15 protein-coding genes and 1 pseudogene are annotated in these 21,240 nt (G+C 30.1%); 1 reads left to right on the top strand and 15 read right to left on the bottom strand.

Annotated features, from left to right (window positions below; all coding sequences use genetic code 11):
* Window positions 1-471: 471 nt before the first annotated feature.
* The 4 genes and pseudogenes from NAT47_RS00330 to NAT47_RS00345 all read right to left on the bottom strand — a co-directional run.
* Window positions 472-1,323: pseudogene (locus NAT47_RS00330) on the bottom strand (RHS repeat-associated core domain-containing protein); the annotation flags it as partial.
* Between the two features lie 172 nt (window positions 1,324-1,495).
* Window positions 1,496-2,875, bottom strand: a complete 1,380-nt coding sequence (locus NAT47_RS00335; RefSeq protein WP_250579361.1) for a Fic family protein — start codon at window positions 2,873-2,875, stop codon at window positions 1,496-1,498.
* A 111-nt stretch (window positions 2,876-2,986) separates the two neighbouring features.
* The gene (locus NAT47_RS00340; RefSeq protein ID WP_250579362.1) at window positions 2,987-3,724 is read right to left on the bottom strand and encodes a hypothetical protein; all 738 of its coding nucleotides are present in this window, start codon (window positions 3,722-3,724) and stop codon (window positions 2,987-2,989) included.
* A 125-nt stretch (window positions 3,725-3,849) separates the two neighbouring features.
* Window positions 3,850-4,392: a site-specific integrase gene (locus NAT47_RS00345; RefSeq protein ID WP_250579364.1), complete on the bottom strand. Its 543-nt coding sequence runs from the start codon at window positions 4,390-4,392 to the stop codon at window positions 3,850-3,852.
* A gap of 32 nt (window positions 4,393-4,424) precedes the next feature.
* On the opposite strand from NAT47_RS00345, the gene NAT47_RS00350 reads away from it, so the two are divergent.
* Window positions 4,425-4,931: a hypothetical protein gene (locus tag NAT47_RS00350; protein WP_250579365.1), complete on the top strand. Its 507-nt coding sequence runs from the start codon at window positions 4,425-4,427 to the stop codon at window positions 4,929-4,931.
* A gap of 175 nt (window positions 4,932-5,106) precedes the next feature.
* Here NAT47_RS00350 and NAT47_RS00355 read toward each other — a convergent pair whose 3' ends face one another.
* From NAT47_RS00355 to NAT47_RS00405, 11 genes are all read right to left on the bottom strand, one after another.
* Window positions 5,107-5,565, bottom strand: a complete 459-nt coding sequence (locus NAT47_RS00355) for a WapI family immunity protein (RefSeq protein ID WP_250579367.1) — start codon at window positions 5,563-5,565, stop codon at window positions 5,107-5,109.
* A gap of 1 nt (window position 5,566) precedes the next feature.
* Window positions 5,567-6,943 (bottom strand): RHS repeat domain-containing protein, encoded by a 1,377-nt coding sequence (locus tag NAT47_RS00360; protein WP_250579369.1) that lies wholly within the window; start codon window positions 6,941-6,943, stop codon window positions 5,567-5,569.
* Window positions 6,944-7,223: 280 nt separating this feature from the next.
* Window positions 7,224-7,682, bottom strand: coding sequence for a hypothetical protein (locus tag NAT47_RS00365; protein WP_250579370.1), 459 nt, complete (start codon window positions 7,680-7,682; stop codon window positions 7,224-7,226).
* An 85-nt stretch (window positions 7,683-7,767) separates the two neighbouring features.
* Window positions 7,768-11,208 carry a DUF6443 domain-containing protein gene (locus NAT47_RS00370; protein WP_250579371.1) on the bottom strand — a complete coding sequence of 1,147 codons (3,441 nt, stop codon included), beginning with the start codon at window positions 11,206-11,208 and terminating at the stop codon, window positions 7,768-7,770.
* Window positions 11,209-11,220: 12 nt separating this feature from the next.
* Window positions 11,221-14,598, bottom strand: coding sequence for a hypothetical protein (locus NAT47_RS00375; protein ID WP_250579372.1), 3,378 nt, complete (start codon window positions 14,596-14,598; stop codon window positions 11,221-11,223).
* 12 nt (window positions 14,599-14,610) lie between these two features.
* Window positions 14,611-16,095: a T9SS type A sorting domain-containing protein gene (locus NAT47_RS00380; RefSeq protein ID WP_250579373.1), complete on the bottom strand. Its 1,485-nt coding sequence runs from the start codon at window positions 16,093-16,095 to the stop codon at window positions 14,611-14,613.
* 401 nt (window positions 16,096-16,496) lie between these two features.
* Window positions 16,497-17,141 (bottom strand): NUMOD1 domain-containing DNA-binding protein, encoded by a 645-nt coding sequence (locus tag NAT47_RS00385; protein WP_250579374.1) that lies wholly within the window; start codon window positions 17,139-17,141, stop codon window positions 16,497-16,499.
* A gap of 57 nt (window positions 17,142-17,198) precedes the next feature.
* The gene (locus tag NAT47_RS00390) at window positions 17,199-18,656 is read right to left on the bottom strand and encodes a hypothetical protein (protein WP_250579375.1); all 1,458 of its coding nucleotides are present in this window, start codon (window positions 18,654-18,656) and stop codon (window positions 17,199-17,201) included.
* Window positions 18,657-19,010: 354 nt separating this feature from the next.
* Window positions 19,011-19,268, bottom strand: a complete 258-nt coding sequence (locus NAT47_RS00395; protein ID WP_250579376.1) for a hypothetical protein — start codon at window positions 19,266-19,268, stop codon at window positions 19,011-19,013.
* Between the two features lie 50 nt (window positions 19,269-19,318).
* Window positions 19,319-20,317, bottom strand: a complete 999-nt coding sequence (locus tag NAT47_RS00400) for a DUF3871 family protein (protein ID WP_250579378.1) — start codon at window positions 20,315-20,317, stop codon at window positions 19,319-19,321.
* A gap of 1 nt (window position 20,318) precedes the next feature.
* Window positions 20,319-21,191 (bottom strand): AAA family ATPase, encoded by an 873-nt coding sequence (locus NAT47_RS00405; protein ID WP_250579379.1) that lies wholly within the window; start codon window positions 21,189-21,191, stop codon window positions 20,319-20,321.
* Window positions 21,192-21,240: the final 49 nt, after the last annotated feature.

A 21,240-nucleotide genomic window follows, 5' to 3' on the forward strand; every position in this document is an offset into this window, starting at 1 on the left:
AAGTTTTTATTATTAGTATCATAGGTAAAATGTAATTCATCAATAATTAACTATTTGTTTTAAGATTAAAATAAGATGGATAGAGATAAATAATTAGAATTAATAATAAAATTAATAAACAACTAATTAAAAAATAGTTTCTTCCCCATTTACTTGAACAATTATTATATTTTGACAACAAAATTTGATGTTTTGAATTAAAAACTAGAATAAAATAATTTGGTAATAAAAACGCACAAACAAATATAATAATTGATAAAAATTTGTTTTGTATATTAAAAAAATTAAAGAATTGAAATTCAATTTTAAAAAACAATAATAAAACAAAACATATAAAAAAATAGTTAATGATATTAGTAAAAGAAATTGTTAATAAAGAAAATAATAGAGCAATATTTTCATTGTTGTTTTGAGCTTTTAATATATTATTATACATACTTACCCATATCTTGTAATATAATTTCATCATTTTTATTGTTTTTTTTCTGGTTCTGTTGCTGATGTATATAAAGCCCATGCAATTTGAGCAACACCTATAGATATCTCTACAGGATTTGATAACTTCCTAAATGTAGTACCTACACTTACCATACCGCCAATAAAAGATACAGTATCTCTTACACTTGGAAGTTCACCATTAGAAATTGAATCATACATTTTCACTCCGCTATCAATTGCTTGGAGAGCACCTGTTCCAACACCAATTACTTTTAATGCAGTAGAATATTTTCCTAAATCATCAACAACTCCAGCAGCAGTTAATAATGTTGATTTTACATCATTTGCCAAACTTAATCCTGAAGAGACTTGATTTATTTTTTCAGTGTCAATTTCACAATTAGAAGAATTCTGCTCTGGAATATTTTCAGTAGCTGCAGAAATTTCAGGACTTACACCATTATCTAGTTTTACATTTTTTTCTTCTGTAGTTGTTTTTGCAACAGTAGGTTCAGCTAAGTAGGCTTTACCGTTGGCATTTAATTCATAAGTTTTACCATCAGTTGCATTAATTTGACCTGATTTGCCTATATAAATATTACCTTTTCCAATATCTTTATCTCCTTTTCCAGTAACATTGTCTCTCCATTCTGGACGATATGTATTATTAGCAACTTTTACACCAATCCAATCATCAGCTTGCATCCCATCAGGGTCAACAAATACTAAAGGATTATTATAAGCGTAATTATATGGAGACCATCTTCTGCTTTGTTCAGCTTTCGGGTCAAAATTCATCCAACGCCCAAGTGCTGGGTCATAATTCCTTGCTCCGTAATCATACATATTAAGCCCCAACTCGTCTTGGTATTCTTTACCGTTGTATTTATACTTATACGCCTTTGTGAAATTTGTCTAAACCACATAAAGCACCTCAACTTTTTACCAAATAAGAACGTTTCAACTTCATTTTCTAAATAACGAAAATAAGATTAATCTTATTATTTTCCTAACTATTGAACATAAAAAAACTCCCAAATTAGGGAGCTTTCTGTATTTATTGTATATATTTTTTAAGAACTCTATCAAAATTATTAGATTTAATAAAGTTCTGTTTCTTTTTATTAACATGAATAATTTCTAAAAATCCCAAATCTACTAATGCTTTTAAATCTGTTCTAGCTGTAAAATTAGAAACATTAAATCTAGTTTCCATTTCTTTAATATTCAGAACTCTATCAGAATCATCATTCAAAATTTTTAGAATTTGAGCCATTCTTTCATTAACACCAGAAATTCTCATAAATCTAGCAGCTTGAACTACTTCACGTTGTTTTCTGCTTATATATTCCTTCAATGCGGCATAAGCCTTTTCCATTGTCTTAATATGATAAGTAATAAAATAGCTCAAATCATTACCATCTGCTTCAGTATATAAATAAGCCTTCTCGTATTGAGCTTTTGTATCTTTAATAATTCTTGATATTGATAAATATTCCGTCAACCAATATCCCCTTTTCAACATATACCAATAAAATAATGCTCTAGCAGTTCTTCCATTTCCATCTGAAAAAGGATGAATCCACCCAATCATAAAATGTATAATACTACCTTTAATAATTGGATGTATAAAATTTTGATTATCATTATTAAAAAAATCACATAAACCTTTTATTAAACCTTCTAATTCTTCGTGTGGGGGTGGTGTATGAACAACTTCACTATTTACATGGTTAACAACATGAACCTCATCATTATCTCTAAACATTCCTTCATCTTCAACATCTTCTAACGTTCCGTTTGTAATTAGTTTATGCAAGTATAGAATTTTTTCGGGACTAATCTCTTCGTCTTTATGCTGAACGATATGTTTCATTGTAATGTAGTTATTCATTATCATTTGTTCAGACTTATTTTTTGGCTTTTTCTCTTGTTGAATCATCTCCTTAGCCTTTTTTCTTGTCGTACTCGCTCCTTCCATTTGACTACTTGAAATTGCCTCTTCCATAATCGAACTTATCATGAACTTAGTTTTATCCGTTTCAGCTATTCCTACATTACTCCCAAGAGTCCCACCAATATTTAAGTCAAATTGGTGCAATGTTCTTTGCATATAATCAGTGATTACATACCCAAACCTATATTTACCAAAACTAATTCCACTACTTCTCAGATATCGAAAAAACTTTACAGCATTCCATAATTCCTCAGCAGAACAACTTTTAGCTTTATACTTAATCTTGTCCCAGTATAAATAATTGTCTTGAATATCTTTAATAACGCCTTCATTTTGTAATTTCACCATTAAAGGAATTACATCATCTTCTTTTTTAAATTCTGGTGGCATTTCTATCATACTATTTTTTCTTATTTTCAAAACAAAAATAAACAAAATTGCGAGATTATTTAAAAATCTCGCAATTTTTATTTTTATCATATATGTTGGAAAATTGATTTAATTGTAGTCAATCATTACTAGAACCCTAAAAAGTAATCCTCAAAAAAGTAAGGTTCTTAGAATACTTTTAAAATCTCAGTTCATTAAAAATTAAAAGAAAAGTTCTTCTTTTGTAACTTCTTTTCCCAATTGCCTAGATAGAGATTCTAAAAGCCTTTTTGTTAATTTTTCTTGTATTTCTATACTTTTCTTAATAGTTTTCTCAGAGTTAAATTGAGCTATTAGAATTTTAAATTCATTAGTTGTTTCAGCCTTTTGTGAAAGTTCATTAATAACATCATTAAACATATCATCTAAAAACTCACATATTGAATATACAAAAGCCCTTTTTAAAATAAGCTTATTATCTTGCAAATAAGAATCCGATTCATTATCTCTAAATTGTTTAGACATAAATAAAAATCTATTTAAAACCTCTAATAGTTGATGCAATTGCATTGTTAATTCAGGTATAATTTCGGTCTCATTATTAGCCACAAAATTAAATCTTTCAATTTCATTTTCAAAACTATCAATTTCATCTAATATTTGAAGTAAATAATTGTCTGGTATGTTATTTACACCATTTTCATCGAGTAACTGCTTATGTTTTACGTAAGAATGAAAAAGTTTTAAAAGATTTCCTAAAACTCTATTATATGCTTTAGATTTTTCTCTATTTTCTTTTTCATTTTGTAAACTATTTATCTTGGCTTGAAGTTCAAAATTTCTGTTGTTATTATGAGCATTAAATATTAAAGTTATTATCGCTGACAAAAATCCTAAACCACCAACAATTAATGAAGCAATTGCTGTAGAATTATTTAATAAAGTTACTTTTTCACTCATTTTAAATTGTTAAGATTACGAATATACAAAAAAGCTCTAAATGTCAATAATTTTAACTAATTGAGAATAATTAAAACATATTTAAAAGCAATGAATCCAGTATTTAAGGTAGGTTCATAGTTTTACTATATAGGAAAATACCTATTTATCAATTCCCGCTCGTTTGTAGCATTCGATTTGATGTATTTCTCCGTTGTTCCAATCCATTTATGCCCTGAGAGTTCTTGCGTTTGCTCCAATGTCAGTTTACGTTCGTTTAACCAATTACAAATAACGCTCATGCGGATAGTTTGTGGATTGAGTTTCCTATCAGGGAACAAACACTTCAACGGTTCAATTATAGACCCAACGCCATCAACGGTAAAAGGTTTTCCTAGTTTGTTTAATACCAGTATATCGGTTCTCATCATCAGTGTTTTTGGTCTAACCTCATCAATATACTTGGCTAACTGCAAATTCCAGTGATATTGACCACCCAATTCCAATTTAAAGTGACCACCTGATTCCAATTCAAATTGACCACTTAATTTCGGTGCAAAATGACCACTTCCATATTCATTAAAAACTACTTTTTTTCTTGTGTTAATTTGTGTGCAAATTCCAGTGATATTGACAACCCAAGACTTCGAGAGGCAGTTTATGTTCACATCGAATGTAGGAATCCCCACTTTTCGGTTACTATTCCAAACACGAACCCGATATGCTACAGCAGATTTACAACGACAAACAAGCCAACGGATATAAAATTACTTCTAAGAAAATGTTTGCAGTTGAGGTACAAATTATGACCGATGTAATAAAATATTTGAATTCTGTTGGTGTTAATGTTTTATACGTTTACGATGCGTTATTGTGTGAAGAAAAAGATAAAACTGTGGTAATTGAAACGATGAACAGGGTTGTACTGGAACATGGTATAAAAACAACCGTTAAGCAAGAGAATAGCGCAGAAATAAATATTGATAACGCTATTGTTGATGAGGTTGTCGAGGCATCAACTACCAATCGAATAACTTTGAAGGAATATTTTAGAAGGTTTAATATACGATACGGAACATTCGTAACCGAATCGAGCCTTGATTTAAACTATAAGGTACTTTCAAAGTATTTTACTTACGTAGATGAGGTTACTGATGAATGGAAAAAAAGAGCAATGATTGAAACCTATATCAATGGCGAATATGGCAAAAGACAGCTATTTGAATGAATAAAAAAATCCTAAGTTCAACACTTAGGATTTTTTGCTTTATAGCCTTACCCGTTATCCCTACAACCTCAATACGGCTCATTTAAGACCTTTTAAATCGTTTGAATGATTGTGATTGGTTTTAGGTTTTGGTGTGGTTTATGGGCATATGGGTTTGTGGATTGAGGCGAAACGGTTAGGAATCGCCTTTCTCATCTTTATTAGGAAACTTTAAAATTAAAGTTCTCAAACTTAATAATATCTTTTCAAGATTCAATTTATTCAATTCAAAAAAAAGTTTATACTCATAATCTTGCCCATAAACATATTTTTCTTTTTTTGGATGAAAGTTAAAATCTAAGTTTACACTAATCTGTCTTAACTCTTTATAATATTCAAATGAAATTTCATTTTCCAAAAAAAATAATTTTTCATTAATTGTTTCATGATTGAGATATAATTGTTCAAACCAATTTAATAATTCAACCAATTCATCAGTTCTTAAAAAAGCTCCCTTTGCTTTCCAAGAATAAAAATTATCTTCCGCTAAAATCTCAATGTTTAACCAATTCAAATCATCAATAAAATTAGATACTAAAAATTGATAATCTAAAATTCTAAGTTCAAATCGAACACTTTGTTGCTTTAATACCATATTATCTAACTTTTGCAGGTCTTATAGTAATAATTACTTTAGTTTTAGGGTTCCAAATGACTTCCATTCCTTTATAAGATTTTCCTATAGACCCACCTCCAGCATTGAAGGTGGTTCCTTTATTAAAAATTTGTTTAATATCATTTAAATTATTAAACCCTAAGTTAGAGGTCCTAATATCTTTTAATCTTTTAACAGCATGTCCAGATAGCTTAAAACCTGAACCTTCAAAAGCTCTAACTATTTGTTGATGTGTTAAACCTCTTAACGATAAATTTTGTATTAGTCCTCTAAATTTAAGAATATTAGCACCACCACTAGGTCCAAAAGAAACAGCACCACCAATAGGTCTTAATCTCAAAATAGTTCCATCTGCAGCTACTTGATAAACTAAACCTGTCTCAGGGTCTTCCCATTCTCTTGGCTCTAAAGTTGCCCAAAGTTTTCCTAATATTGTTTTTTTAGCTTCTAAAACTTTTTTTGCCTTTGGAGGGTCTTGATTAGCAGAATTAATTCCTGTATCTGAGTCAGAATTACTTCCTGCACTATCATGTTCACCACTTGAAATACTTTCACCATTTGAATTTGAGAAAGAACCATTACCATTATTTGTCCACTTTGTTTCTCCATCACCAGACTTATTCCACATTTCGTCTATAAAAGATTGCGACAACATTCCGTCAGGGTCAACAAAATAAACAGGATTGTCCATTGCGTAATTATATGGTGACCATCTACGACCTTCTTCAGCTAATGGGTCAATGTTCATCCATCTACCAAGTGCAGGGTCATAATTCCTTGCTCCATAATCGTAAAAGTTAAGCCCCAGTTCATCTTGATATTCCTTACCGTTATATTTATACTTGTAACTACTCACACCACCAGCAGGTAATTGCGTAATGTTTATGTAATAATCATTGCCATTTTCTACTTCAATAAATTCATATTGATTTGTATTATAGTTGCTATGTTTTAAACCAAAAGGATAATAATGATTCTCTTCTAAAATTGTTAACGGTATTGGCTCATCTATCAATAGTATTGCATCTATATCAAATGTATAACTTAATCTATTATTACCTAAATGATCTTTGTATTGGTATACATAGTTATAAATTATTGTACCTTTTCTTCCAACCGTAACATTCACATAACCCTCTGCATGAGGGAAGAAATTTAATTTTCCTGCAACATATTGAAAACCTCCCATGTAATCTGTATTGGTGACGTCTAACTGTCTCACAATTTTTCTAACTTTCTGTCCAACGGCATTGTAAATATATTCAATAGATGTGCCATTTGCAAATGTTATTTTATGTGGTAAGTTTAAATGATTGTAACTTATTCTATCAATATCTTTATTATCATCTTTGATCAAATTTCCATAAACATCATAATCATAATCATCATCAGTATCTGTAATACCATTACTATCGTCTTTAAAACCTTGTGGATGGTTGCTTTGATCTAGTACTTTTAACGGTTAGGATTTCTTGTTTTTACTATTAAAAAAACGGCATTTCTGAATCATATAGCAATGCCGTTTATCTTTATTATAAATTCTCCTCGTTTCTAATATTTTAATTACCTCATTTTTAAGCAGTTCCTTAAATGGAACCGTTTATTTTAAAATGGTTGCGGATGGTGCATGGGTATTATTATTTATCAAAAAAATAATTAAAAATATTGATATAATTACTTAATTCTACTTTTTCAGCATCACTGATTCCTGAGAAAGTAAGCTTACTCGAATAATATTTAAAATATGCTTGATTACTTTTAATTAGAAAAGTATAATATTGACAATCAAAACAAATTCCACAATACTGAAAGTATCCGTTAGTTTCCAATTTATTTAATGAATCTATAATTTCAGATTCACTAAAATTTAAAATCGTTTGAATTCTTTTCCCATTTATAATTGTAACTTTTATCCATTCATTTTGTTCATTTTTAAAAAACCTCTTTAAATTATAGTTAATACTACCTTCTTCATGATTGTAGAATATTATGTCAAAATTATTATTAGCATTATAAAATTGATTTAGTTCCAAATTACTTAGTTCACTCTCATTATCAGAGAATGACACTCTACTTAAACTATTATCTTTAATCAATTTACATTTGTCATCGATTATATTGTTTTTCGAATTTTGGGAACTACAAGAAAAAAGGAATACCAAAAATAAACTGAAAATATTTTTATTTATCTTTTTTATAATAATCATAACCATCTTTTATTGTTTTTAAATCCTTCTTATAAGGTTCTACTTTATTGTTAAATGGATTTCTCCTATAAAGCTCTTTATTATCATAGGTAGAGCGAAGTGGATACTTTTGTCCTGTAGGGTCTAATTGAGCTCTTATAATATTTTCGATATGAGTAGCCTCTATTTCTTCTTTTTCTAATATTTTTGATATATGTAGTAACATTAAATTAAAATCATCAGGATTTGTGCTATCATTTATGTAATCTCCCTCAACCATTCCTTGGTCAATTCTGTATGCATGTCCTTCTTCATGACCTATACCAATAATATTTGTTCCTAATTCTTCACCCTGTACTACTGTAGTATTTAAATTTATATAAATATCAGAACCACCACCATTTCCTTCTCCTGACTTATAACCACTCTTGGCTCTTACGTGATTCTTAATGAAATCTCCTTTTGAATCTTTTTCATTTAAATGTATTGTATGTACATTTTTTGAAGATTTAAGAGCTTTCCAATTTTTTTTTGCTTCAGGAGAATTCCTATTAAGCTCTCTTTGAGACTTTTTAAATTCTCTTCTAGCTTGTCTATTTTCTTTTTTGGTTTTGTTTGGGTCGTCTGCATATTCAACAATCATACCCGTAGGGTCAACTAATTGAACTGGATTATTAAAAACATATGCATATGAATTAATACCATAATAAAGTTCTTGCATTGGGTCAGGAACGCTAAATCTACCTAAAGCTGGGTCATAATTTCGTGCTTGATAGTCGTACATGTTCAGTCCTAGTTCATCTTGGTATTCCTTTCCATTGTACTTATAATTATAACTTCCATCCCCAGCAAACCTAGGCATAATTTCTAAAATAATTTGATTTAATTCTTCGTTGTTAAGATACTGTCGGTGGCTGGTGTTATAGGCGGTGTGTTTTAATCCAAAAGGGTAGTAATGGTTTTCTTCTATAATTTCATCTTGTGTTATTAAATTGTCGCTGTTGGCGTCTGAATAGGAAAGTCTTATGTTGCCCAAATGGTCGGTGTAGTTAAAAACGTATTTAAACTTGTAATCTTCTATGCTAACTACATCTACATAACCCTCGGCATGCGGAAAATGTTTCAGCTTATTTTGATGATACTGAAAACCTTGTAAATAATGTGTTACTATTTGCTCTGAACCGCTAACCACTTTTTGTACTTTTTGACCTGTTGCATTGTAAAGATAAGTAATTTTTCCTGATGCAAAAATAATTTCAACTGGCAAGTTTAAATGGTTGTAAGTTATATGTTTTATTTGTTTGTTAGCATCATAAGTAAAATTTCCAAAATTATCGTATTTGTAATCTAACTCTGGGTCTTCAGAACCATCAGAATCATCTTTAAAGCCTTGGGGCGAATTGCTACCATCAAACACTTTCATTAGTTGGTTTTGCTTTTGAAAATCGTAGGTGTATTCTAATTGGTCAATTACAAATTCATAATCATTCGCATCGCTATCGCCATGGCGAAGTAACGATTGTATGTTTCCGTTTTTATCGTAGGTAAGTTTTTCTAAATAACTGTCTCTGTAATTACCACCCTCGCGCTTATAATTACCTTCTAACAATCGATTTAAATGGTCATATTGATAGGCATACATTCTAAAAATATTATCAGAAGCCGTTTTCCAATGGGTCTCTGAAATATTGCCATTGAAAAGTGCTGTGCTTTCTAAAGGATTGTTGTAATTAATCTTAAACGAAAACAAATCATCGTTTAATTCCTCTGTGTTATTGATACTCGTTAACCATCCTCTAATGTTATAAGAATAGTCAACCGTTTGTAAAGCTTGTCTTGCTGAAATATCTAGACCCCCCACTTTTTTGCTAATGAGTTGGCCTAATTCGTCATAAATGTTTTTAGCAATTAACTGTTCTCGTGCATCATTGATTTGATGCGAATGAAGATCTAATTTGTCTTGTGGTGTGTAGTTAAAGGTTTCGGTAGTAGTTAAAACCGTTGCGTTTGTATTGTATTTGTGTTTGGTTACGGTTTTTTGTACTCTTCCTGCCCAATCTAATTTGCTGTCCACTTCGGTATAACCTCCTAAGAAATTTGTAGTTCTTGTTCTTATAGGACGGTATTTATAGTCATAAAGCGTATAAGAGATTTCCGCTGTTGTACTTCCTGGTGTATCTAAAACTTTAACCCAAGAACCCGTTTGCAAGCCTTTTACAGCTGTTATTGCACCTTCTCCTTCCACTGTTTGAGGCATGGTAGGAGCACCTGCAAACGAATAATTATCGTAGAAATTTTTAGTTAAAATATCACTTTGTACTAACACAAATGGATTACCTCCAGAGTTTACTGTGTTTTGGTTGTTTTTACGTTCCGTTTCAGAAACAGTCATTTGTTTCCAGCCTGTTTGCGTTACTCTTCCAAAAACATCATACTGGGTAATCATCCAACCTAAAGTTTGAGTTCCATAAGGATTATAGGCAGGACCTGTAGCAACGGGTCTGTCTAGTTTATCATACACAATAAACTCCCATGCTTTTCCTGGTAGTTTCTTTTCTACTAAACGATTTCTGCTGTCGTATTTGTATTGGTAGCCTAAATTTTCCAAATTTGTTTGAGAAGCATTCCCTTCTGCCAATGGTGGAATTACATAGGTAAGATTTCCAAATTGGTCATAGATATAATAAGTATCGTGTTTCTCTCCACCATTGTAAGTGCGTTTCAACACTACTTTGCCTTCTTTGTCTTTGAATTCTTCGGTTGTATTGTTTTTTCCTGAAGTCCAATTTTCATCCTTGGTTACCGTTTTGTATAATTGATTAGGTAAATAATGGCTGGTTTGAACAATGGCTGGTTCATATAATACTTTAGAAGCATTCCATGATGAAACCACTTTGAAAAACTTTACTTCGTTTTCTATATTGGTTTGATAGTCAAACTTAATTTCTTTACCACTTCCCATTGCCCATGGATTTCCTGGAGCTGCTTGTTTGAAAACTCTATTTAAAGGTGAACTTTCCAATTGTTTTTCACTAAAGGGATTACCTGTTGCCTCAAAATGAAGGTTTCCTGTTTGTGTTGGGTTTGGACTAGCGTAAAAATTTAATACATCTGTTTGTGCTGATGGTATATAATTTAAAGAAGCTCCTGTACTTACATAAGGCAAATATTCTCTGGTTTGTCTACCAAATTGGTCGTATTCAATATGGGTAATAATATCTTTACCTGTATTGGATTGTTTGTGTGCTACTTGCTGTATAGGTCTTCCTAGTCCATCAAAGTAACTTACTTGAATATTGGCTACATTTACATCAGGATTAGGATTTGATGTGGTAGTAGGTTGCTTGTATGTTGTTGATTTAACGTAATTCTGGTCAGTGCTTTGTCCTAAAGCAAGAACAGGGATGCATATTGCTAAATAAAATAATTTCTTCATATTACTCTTGCTTTAGTTTTGTGTTTTGTAATGATATTGATTCTCGCTTAAAATTTTATCTTGAGCATCTTTCACATACTGTAATCTACCAAAACCATCATAATGATAGGTTTGCTTGTCTCCTTTAGGGTCTGTTACTGAACTTATCCCTACCAATGGTTTGTAAGTATAAGTAGTTATCATAGCGTTTGATAAAGTAGTATCATTACGAAGCGCATTTAAAGCTATGATTAAGTTTGCTTCATTTGTAGCGTTTTCAATAGCTTGAATATGACTTGATGGAATAGCACTATAAGCTATATTCTCTAACTTAGCAACAGGTTGGGTTTTGTTATACCCCCAGATGTAGCAAATAGTCATCCCTCCTTCTTTTTGAACTTGTTTAGGGTTTCCGTTATCAGCATCTACTAAATTGTAAATAACACGTGTTTCTAATGGAGCTGTACCTTTTGAAGCTTTTATGAATTCTGGTGCTAATAAAGTAATATTTGCATCGGCATTCCAATCTTTGTAAACGGTTTCAATTGTTGAAAGCTTTTCTCCATTTTTATAAGATTCCGTTACTAATGGAATAGCCACCATGTTTTTAGCCACCATAGCATTATTTACAGGATTTGATGTATTGGAAGCATATTGGTATTTTGTTTCAGAAGTTTCCCCTAATGAATTTGTAGTGGATACACTAGCAACGTTGTAATGATTGTTATAATCATATCCATAAGTCGTTACCGTCTCCATTTCTTGACCGTTATCAAAATACTCCGTTACTTTGGTTTGATGTAAATCTAATGTACCTCCTGTTAGGAAAGAAGTTCTGTAGCCTAAGACAATAGGAGCGTTGTAAACATAGTGATTTAAATTAAATCCCGTAGAGTTAGGATAACTAAATTGTGTTCTGTTTTTTGTATAGGGAAAAGTAGAAAAATTTTCAGCCATTGGCTTTTCAATTTCAATACCATGTGTATACATTCCTCCAATAAAATCTGAATTAAATAACGAAATTGTAATTGAATTATTTAATAAATATTCGTTATTAATTTCTTTTACTTTTTTAAACACACCATTATCTTTTTTATAAAATATTTTAGATAAATCTAATCCTCTTAGCCATTCATTGTCTGAAATGGGATGATAAGGATATCTGTAATAATTTCCTAAATCTTTATAAAAACTATATCTATTTGTAATTTTATCTTTACTATTATTATCTCTATCTAAAAAATATTCGTTTACTGTATGATACCCAAAATTATCTTTTGAAAATGAACTAAAAACACCACCTAATTGATAATCTCCTTTATCATAAATAGGAAATTGTCCAACCATATATTTTATTACTCTAAAATTTGAAGTACTAAATAACGAACCGTTTGGCACATTATTAGTTTCATTTACGTAAGTGTATAATTTAGAAAATTCAATATTAGACTCAGCTGTAAAATTGCTAATCTTTTTTATTCTATTACCTGGTGCATAAATATAATTCCCATCTATTGCTTCTATCCAACTTAAGTGAACCCAAAAGATTCTTTCCAAAGTGGTTTCATCAACTGTACCATCAGGATTAGTTGTTGGAAATTGATTCCAATCTGATACATCTGGATCAAATATTAAGGTATAAGTCCCAGGTTCTAATGCTATCGAGTTTGTTCCTAAATTTTGTAGCGAAATAATATTATTATTAGAATTTCGTAAATAACAAAAATATCGGTAACTTCCACTAGTATTGATATTTACTTGGCAACGTCCAAATACATTTGAAGAAACAGTAAAAGTCGATTCATACCTACCTCTTGCTATACTATATTTTTCATAATTAAAATAACCTATAGTTTCCTCTCTATTATCGATAGGATTGGTATTAGGTATTTTATAACTATATGCATTTGCTGTTATTGTAACATCTTGAATTACATTTGAAGTTATTGGTAGTTCATTTAATACAATATTTGGTTCGTATTCAAAAGTAGTATAACCACCTGTAGGATAAATAATCTTTTTTAACAATCCCGCTTGAACTTTGATTGGATTTACAACGGCGTCATCGTAATTAGTATTTCCCCAATTGATAAAATCTCCTCTATTTTTTCCATTGTAATACCCCCAAAAGTCTATTGAATTTGAATGTCTACTTGGTAATATTTGGTCATCATACTCAAATTGATATTTTTTCTCTGTGTTTGTTCCTAAACTATCTTTAAATTCTACTGATTCCAAAAACAATCGTTTTTTGGCATAATTATCATTCAAAAGAACAGAATTACTATTAATATTATCAGTTCCTGTAAAGTTGGTATAGTAATAGTTTAGTTGTATTTGTTTAACACATTTATTGGATTTATTTATTAATTTTATTTTATCTAAACTAAACCCTCCTTGAACATCATCCCTTTGGTTTTCTGATTTGAACTCGACCTTTCCACCATCAAAATGAATTGCAGAAAGCCTTTTCTGATGAGATTGAATTTTTGAAAAATGACAAGTAACAGGTTGAACTACTCCGTCAGTATATTGATCTTTATCTCCATTTCTTCTTATGTATGTTGTGATTTCATCCTGGTATTCAAAATCAATTTCTTCATTTGTATTGGTAATAATCTTCTTTAAAAACCAAGAACTGTATTCAAAATTTGTATTAGTTCCTTGAGTACTTTCTAAACCACTACTATTAAATGTGTAAGTAGTTTCAACCCATTCATATTCATTAGTAAATTGATCTGGATAAATATTATCAACCTCTACATTCCCAAAATAATAATTATTTCCTTGATTATCTATTACTTGAAACCCAATTATTCGTAAATTATTTTCATATTGAGGAATAATTTTTATATCACTAAACTTTTGCGTTAAAAATGTTCCTGTATTTTTATCATAATAAAATTCGCCACTAAAAAAGTTGGTACTTATCATATATTTATCGGGATAAATATCAAATTCACCATCGTTTAAAGTTAAACTCAATTCATCTTCACGATGTGATTGATTCAAATAAAAACTTGAAGTTGAATTACGGTTAGGAGCATTAATTGCTGCAATAGTTCCATTATAACCATTTGTACTATCATCAGCCTTACCTCTTATTTGTCTTGAAATCATTCCACCATAGCTCAATGCCCATCCTGTTCCAACTCTTGAGGCTATCTCATTTACTTGCACTCCTCTTGAATGATAACTTAATGAAATTGGAATGGTTACTCCTCCAGAACTAACTTCTAATAAAGGGATAGAAGTATTGTGTAGTCCATTATTCAAAGAAACTGGTATCTCATTAAATTTAAATAATGCCGAAGCCTCTGGGCTTGGGGGCACTACTTGTGGTAATTCTTGAGCATTTAAAGTCACACTCAGTATTACTAAAAATAATATTGTATATAATTTTGTTTTCATTTTATTTGATTCTTACTTCTTAATCACTTTAACACTATCACTACTTACATCCGTTTTTACTTCAATTAAGTAAACTCCTTGCGGAAGTCCACTTAAATTAATTGGTATTGTGCGCTCTCCATCAATCTTAATGGTTTGCAAGCTTCTTCCGTTTAAATCAAAAAGGGTTGCTGTTCCTTCTTTATATTCGTATCCAATAATCGCATTGGTATAAGATAAAGCAGGGTTTGGTATAGCTTCAATATTTTGCTTAACCTTTTCTTCTTTGTCTTTGTCTTTTAATTTTACAATCCAAAAATCTTGTCCACCTTTCATGGAGTTTTTATCTCTTGAAATCGTTCCATTGGATGTTCCTGCTAACAGATAACCACCATCTCGCATTTCAAATAACTTTTTCAACACTTCATCTCCGTTACTTCCCACTGTTTGTGTCCAAATCTCGTCGCCATCCGCTTTTATCTTTAAAGCAATGTAATCGTTGATTCCTTCTTCGTCTTTTTTTGTAGTTTTTAAACCTTTTGCATTTGTTGTTTTGGATTTAACTTCTGATTGTGCATAACCCCCAATTAAAAAGGTACCATCTGGATTCTCTACAATAGAAGACAATACATCGTATTTTCCGTAATCATAGGTTTCTTGCCATTGTACATTTCCTGTTTCGTCTAATTTAAGTATCCAAAAATCTGAACCATTTTTGCTTGTTTCTGATTTAGTATCCGTAGCGCTTGAATTAGAACTTCCACCAACAATAAATCCTTTGTCTTTTGTTTGAATTAATGCAAATAAGTTATCGTCTTTATCTCCTCCTAATGTGCGTTGCCATTCTATTACACCTTCCTTATTTATTTTAACAACCCAATAATCTCCTTGTCCCACATTTGCCTCCGTTTTATCTCCTGAAATTGGAGAATTGGAATAACCTCCTAAAACATATCCTTCATCAGCAGTTTGAACAATGCTTTTTAATTCATCGTAGTATTTTCCACCAATGGTTTTATTCCATTGTACTTTTCCTTCTTTGTCTAATTTAACAACCCAATAGTCTAAATTACCCTTACTGTTTTCAGATTTTCCATATTCATCTACTTTCCCTTTACTATCGGCAAGAGTTCTATTAGAACTTGAAGAACCTCCTAAAATATAACCTCCATCTTTTGTTTGGATAACGCTTAATAATTTTTCCTGACTAACTCCTCCGATAGTTCTTTGCCACATTTCATTTCCTTTAGCATCTAGTTTTATTACCCAAAAGTCTTCTTGACCTTTACTATCGTCTTTTTTGTCGGAACTTTTATTAGATGAAGAGGTTCCTGCTAAAATAAATCCACCGTCATTGGTGTTTTTTACACTATACAGCATATCAACGCCACTACCTCCAAAACTTTTTTGCCATTCTGGAGTTCCTTTTTCATCCATTTTCCAAATCCAGTAATCTAAATCGCCTTTATTGTCTTCCGTTTTATTTCCATTTTTATTAGAAATAGAACTTCCAGCCAAAATAAATCCATAATCGGCTGTAGGAATTGCGTCAAGTAAGTACTCTGCATGTTTGCCTCCGTAGGAGCGCTCCCAAAGAATGTCTTGGGCTTGAAGGGATGTAACTGCTAGTAAACCAGCAATTAAAAAAAATCGAGTTCTGTTTTCATATTATAGGGGGTTATTCTTACAAAATTCGCCAAATATATACTTATTTTCTTATACAAAACAACCGTAAAAATACCTGATTTTTAAACCAGGTAAAAATACGGGGGTAACCAGGTATTTTTACGGGGGTAATACTTTAACATCTGACAAATGAATGAAAATAGTATAGAGTAATTGTTGAATAAATATGAAAATTAAGTTAAGTTTTAAGTTTTTTTATACAAAAAAAGACAGCCCTTTCGAGCTGCCTAAAATTAATTTATAAACTTCCAAATAAAGTTTCCTGCTTTTTTTCGTTCTCCTCTACAACATTTAGCAATACTTGATTTGTTAGTTTCTGTTGCTTTTGAAGCTTCGGCTATAGAATCAAAAACATTAAGTGTTTTTCCTTCAAAATCATATTGAATGACTTTCTTCTTCCTAATATCTTCTTTTAGATCAAATGTATACGTATAAGTCCAATAAAAACCATTACTAGTTTTCCTATCTCCAACACATGCATGGCTTATTGATTCTTCTGAAATTGAAGAAGATTTTGAAGCTTCTTCCAATGATTGAAAAGTTGATTCTAATTCTCCAGTTAAGTTATATTGGAATATGGTTTTTTTGAATCCACCACCTCTATCTGAATTATATCCATTATTAAACGAATCAAATTTTTGAATATAATATTTTTCTTTTAGTGCTAATTCGTCAGTATTGATTCCAGTATCAATTTGCTCCCAAATAAAACTTTCAAACCCATATTCTCTGATGGCATTTTGGAATTTATGTCCGTAATTTTTTGTTGCCTTGTTATAATGATCATTAATTCTTTCTTGTAAATTAATTGTTGTTGCTCCAATATAAACTTCTTCTGTAGCAACATTTGTTGCTTTGTAAATTATTCCTTCTTTCATCTTCTTTCTTCATTTTAAAATTAACTATAAACTTTTTCCCTGATTTAATAACTTTGTCTATTTAGCTACAGTATAAATATTGTTTTTTATTGCAACTTCATTCATAACTTTCTCTACATAATCTCCAACACTTTTTTTACAGAAAAGAGCATCAAATGTATAACCTACAACTATGTCTTTTTTATTTAATTGTTTTATTATTTCACTCATTATTTTTACTTCTAACTCAAATAATCTCCTAGAAGTAATTTCATGTCCGTTATTGTATTTATCACTTATAATTCTTTCTAACATTTCTGGTTCGTTTTCTTTATAGTATTGGTAAACAATACTTTTTTCCATTTGCTTTGGATGTTGATTAAAGAATGATAGGTGTTCTTTTTTTACAATACTAACTTCAATATTTAACACTTCTGCAATTTTTTCATGTGTTATATATTTAGCATTTCCATCATATATTTGGATTACTAAATTAGGATGTAAGGCTTTAAAATCTTTTTCAATAGTTTCCTCACCATCTATTTTATTTAATTCTCTAATCCATCCATGCATGGTATTTAAACTATCGTAAACCCTACCTCCAGCTTTTTTAAATCTTGGAGTAGGTATTTTAAATCCATCATCAACTAACAAATGAAATTTTGTAATACCCATTTCTACAAAAGATTTGTTTTTATAATCTTTAACATTTTCTCTTTTACGTTTATTTAAGAACGTTAAAACCTTTCCTTTTTTGGTTCGATAGTTATCTTTTATTTTTCTACGTGCATGTTCAATAATTTGTTTGTCATTAGGTAGTGTTAGTCTTCCGCAAAGCATTATTAAATTTTTTCCAATAGTGTTCTGCATTGCTTCATTTAGTTTTTTTAAATGCTCTTGCTTTTTTACAACTAATATTGGTTTACTCTGTATTGTATATGTTTCAAATTTCTTTCCATAAAAACAAGCATTAAGTTTAAATTGCTTTGAATTATAATTTTTGCGATATGTTTCCTTATTTTCAGCATTTTTCTTAACTTCTATAATTGGTCTTACTTTTTCAGAGGAATATTTTAAAACATCTAAAATATGTTTATACTTTCTAGTATTATCTTTATTTATTTTGGTGAGTTCATGCAATTTTTGAGCATTGAGTGAAATCCATTTATCATTATATAAAGACTGATTTAAATAAGAAACTACAAGTAAGCATAATTCTATCGCTTGATTTCTGTCAGGATTTATTTTGTCAAGTAGTGCTTTAGGAATTTGTCGTTCTAAAATTCTTCGCACTCCTCTTGGAATCTTTATTTTTGCGTAATCAATTAAAAATTTCGGGAAAGTGGTATTCTCAAGTGTGTAAAAATCACTGTTAACCCCTATGGATAAAGGGTTTTTGTTGTTTCTTTCTTTAGTAACATATATATAATTATTACTAAGGTTAATATTATTATTAGTAGATTGAAATAATAATATAGGATTAAATAATTTTGTCTTTTTTTCTCCTTCATTAAGACATTCTTCATTAAAATTCATAAATAATTTTTTAAATTAAACATTTTTTTGTCTAATTCAGTACTATGAATTTTTTTGATTTATTAGAATTGTAGTATTTGTGTAGTAATTTTAGGACTTTCAGAAACTGAAATATTTTGCAAATATATAAAAAATAATCGAGAAATCCTAATTTTTTATAAACTATTTTTATAATTAGCATTAAAAAAATGAGAATTATTTAAAATAAACACCATATTTCAGGTGTTTATTTAAATTTAGCTAAAAACTTTTTCAGTGTTTTTTTGATAAAGCAGAAAACGGCTCAAAAGTTTGGATATACAAAATACAACATAACTGCTAAAAGATACCTATTATACCTTTATATGGTGAGAATTAATACTCATCTATGATTATTTCAAAGTTGTGATAATAATAGGCTTGATTTTCAATTATAAAAATTGTTTTCAAGTTTATATCAACTTTTACTTCTTGTACTAAAACAACATCTCCAACTCTTAAATCTCCAACATTTTTTATAACAAAAACTCTAAATGGGCAGAATACTTTTTTTAGTAAGTTATTCCATGTTACGACATAAATTATGTTTGGAGATGTGTATTTTAGTATATCAGCCAATTGTTTTCTTGTCATTTTTTTGGTAAATTTTGTGTTGTTTTTTAAATGGTAACTCCAAAATTTTACTATGAAAACGCTATTATATTAGTATGCAAGAAATAATTAGACTGATTGTTTTCGAGCAAATTACCTATGTAATTCATAAACTCGTATGCATTTACATTTCGTTCTAAATTAGAATCAATATAAGTGCTTTTATTGGCTTCAGTGAAGAGATTATAAACATTCCACAAGCTAATTTTGTCATCCGTAGATTTTGAGAAATTAGTATCTAAATGATAATCTTTTACAATTGTGTTTATTTGAGAATCATTTACTTTTAATGGAAATAATGTCTTTTTAAACTCTTTCTCTAAAAAAGGATATAATTTCATTTTACCTATAAGATGAGCAAATTGATTTTCATTTAAAAAGTAATCATTCATTTTTTTCATTCTGTTTAAATGCTCCTTTTTATCGTACTGATTAATTAACGTATGAATTCTTTCACCCAATTCATAAACGGAACTTACTCTTAAATCATCTAATAATCCATCTGTTGAAATGCACAAATTAGTACATACTTTATTTTGGAATCCAACAAATACTTTGAATTTTTCAATTGATTTTTTACTGAACAAGTTTTCTTGATTGTAGGCTCTAACTCCTCCTACACAAAGGTTCAGCTTATTTCCATTTACAATTTCCGTGATTTCTGGAATCTCAAAAACAAATGCCATCCTTTCGTAGTAAATGGTTTTTTCGCTGTCCAAAAGTTCTGAAGCAGGTTTCCCAATTGCAGTAGGCACTCTGCCTTTAATGACATGAGAAACTCTTATATCAGGTATTAAGTCGCCTTGATAACCCAGTATTTCCTGAATTACATTTTTTGTTGTTGTAATAAATTCATAGTGAGAAATAGTGGTTTCATTGTCTTTTGCGAAAACTGGAATTGTACATTCATTTTTAAGATGCTCTAAAGAAACTTCAATGGTATTAGCTTCAATAAAATGTCTTTTTTCTGATGTAACAATATTGCTTTCTTCAATAACTTGATTGTCGAAATTTTGTATTACTAATTCCATATTATTTAGGGTTTTGATGGTTTATGATTGATGTTTCAGGCACCATTTGTGAACTCAATGCAGCTAATGCACTTTGTTTGGCTACAATTAAAGAATAGGTTTCTTTACTGAATTGTGGGTAAGCACTATAAACAGCCTTTAACTCCTCTTCCGTACTGCAATCATCGATTTTAGCTTTTACAGCTTCAAGTGATATGCCTTGATTACACCAATCTTTCAAAAGTTTTCCAGTATTTGAGGAGATAATAAACTCTGGTTTTCCTACAAACAACCCTGTTCTGTCTTTACTTGCATTTACAAGATGTTTGTCATTTAGAAATTCAAAATTTACGGTTAATTCATACTCGTATCCTTCACGTTGAATTTCTTTTGTACCAAGTTTCATAACCTTAGTTTTACCATTGCTGTCTTGATCTAAGCTATAATCTACTTTTCTTCTAGATGTAGTTATGATATGAATTTTAGATTGAATGATAGCATCTAAAAAGGAATTATGACGTGGAGTAACACGAGCCCAGTCATTGAAACGTCCTCCAAGTTGTTCATGAATTTCTAAACAACCGCCTTTTCCTGACCACTCGTGGCTGATACTATCAATAATTAAAACTTCAATTCCTGATTTTTCACACACTTGAATGGCTTGAATGTAGCGTTCGGGTGTAAATGGTTCTTTTAAAGGAAGGACATTAAAATCTCCTAAATGAGAATATAAACTTGCGCTATTATTTTCTGTGTCAATAATGGCAATTTTATCCCAATTCTCTGTAATTCCGTAAGCTAATAAAAGTGCGCTGTACGTTTTACCGTAGCCACTTGGTCCAGATAAGCCTACTCTTAATTTTACTTGCTGTCTTTGTGCTTTTTGTAAGTTCATAATAATTAATAATTTTTTAGTTAAAAAGAAAAGAGGCTACTCATTACAA

It is taken from the genome of Flavobacterium fragile (assembly GCF_023634865.1).
Taxonomy (GTDB): domain Bacteria; phylum Bacteroidota; class Bacteroidia; order Flavobacteriales; family Flavobacteriaceae; genus Flavobacterium; species Flavobacterium fragile.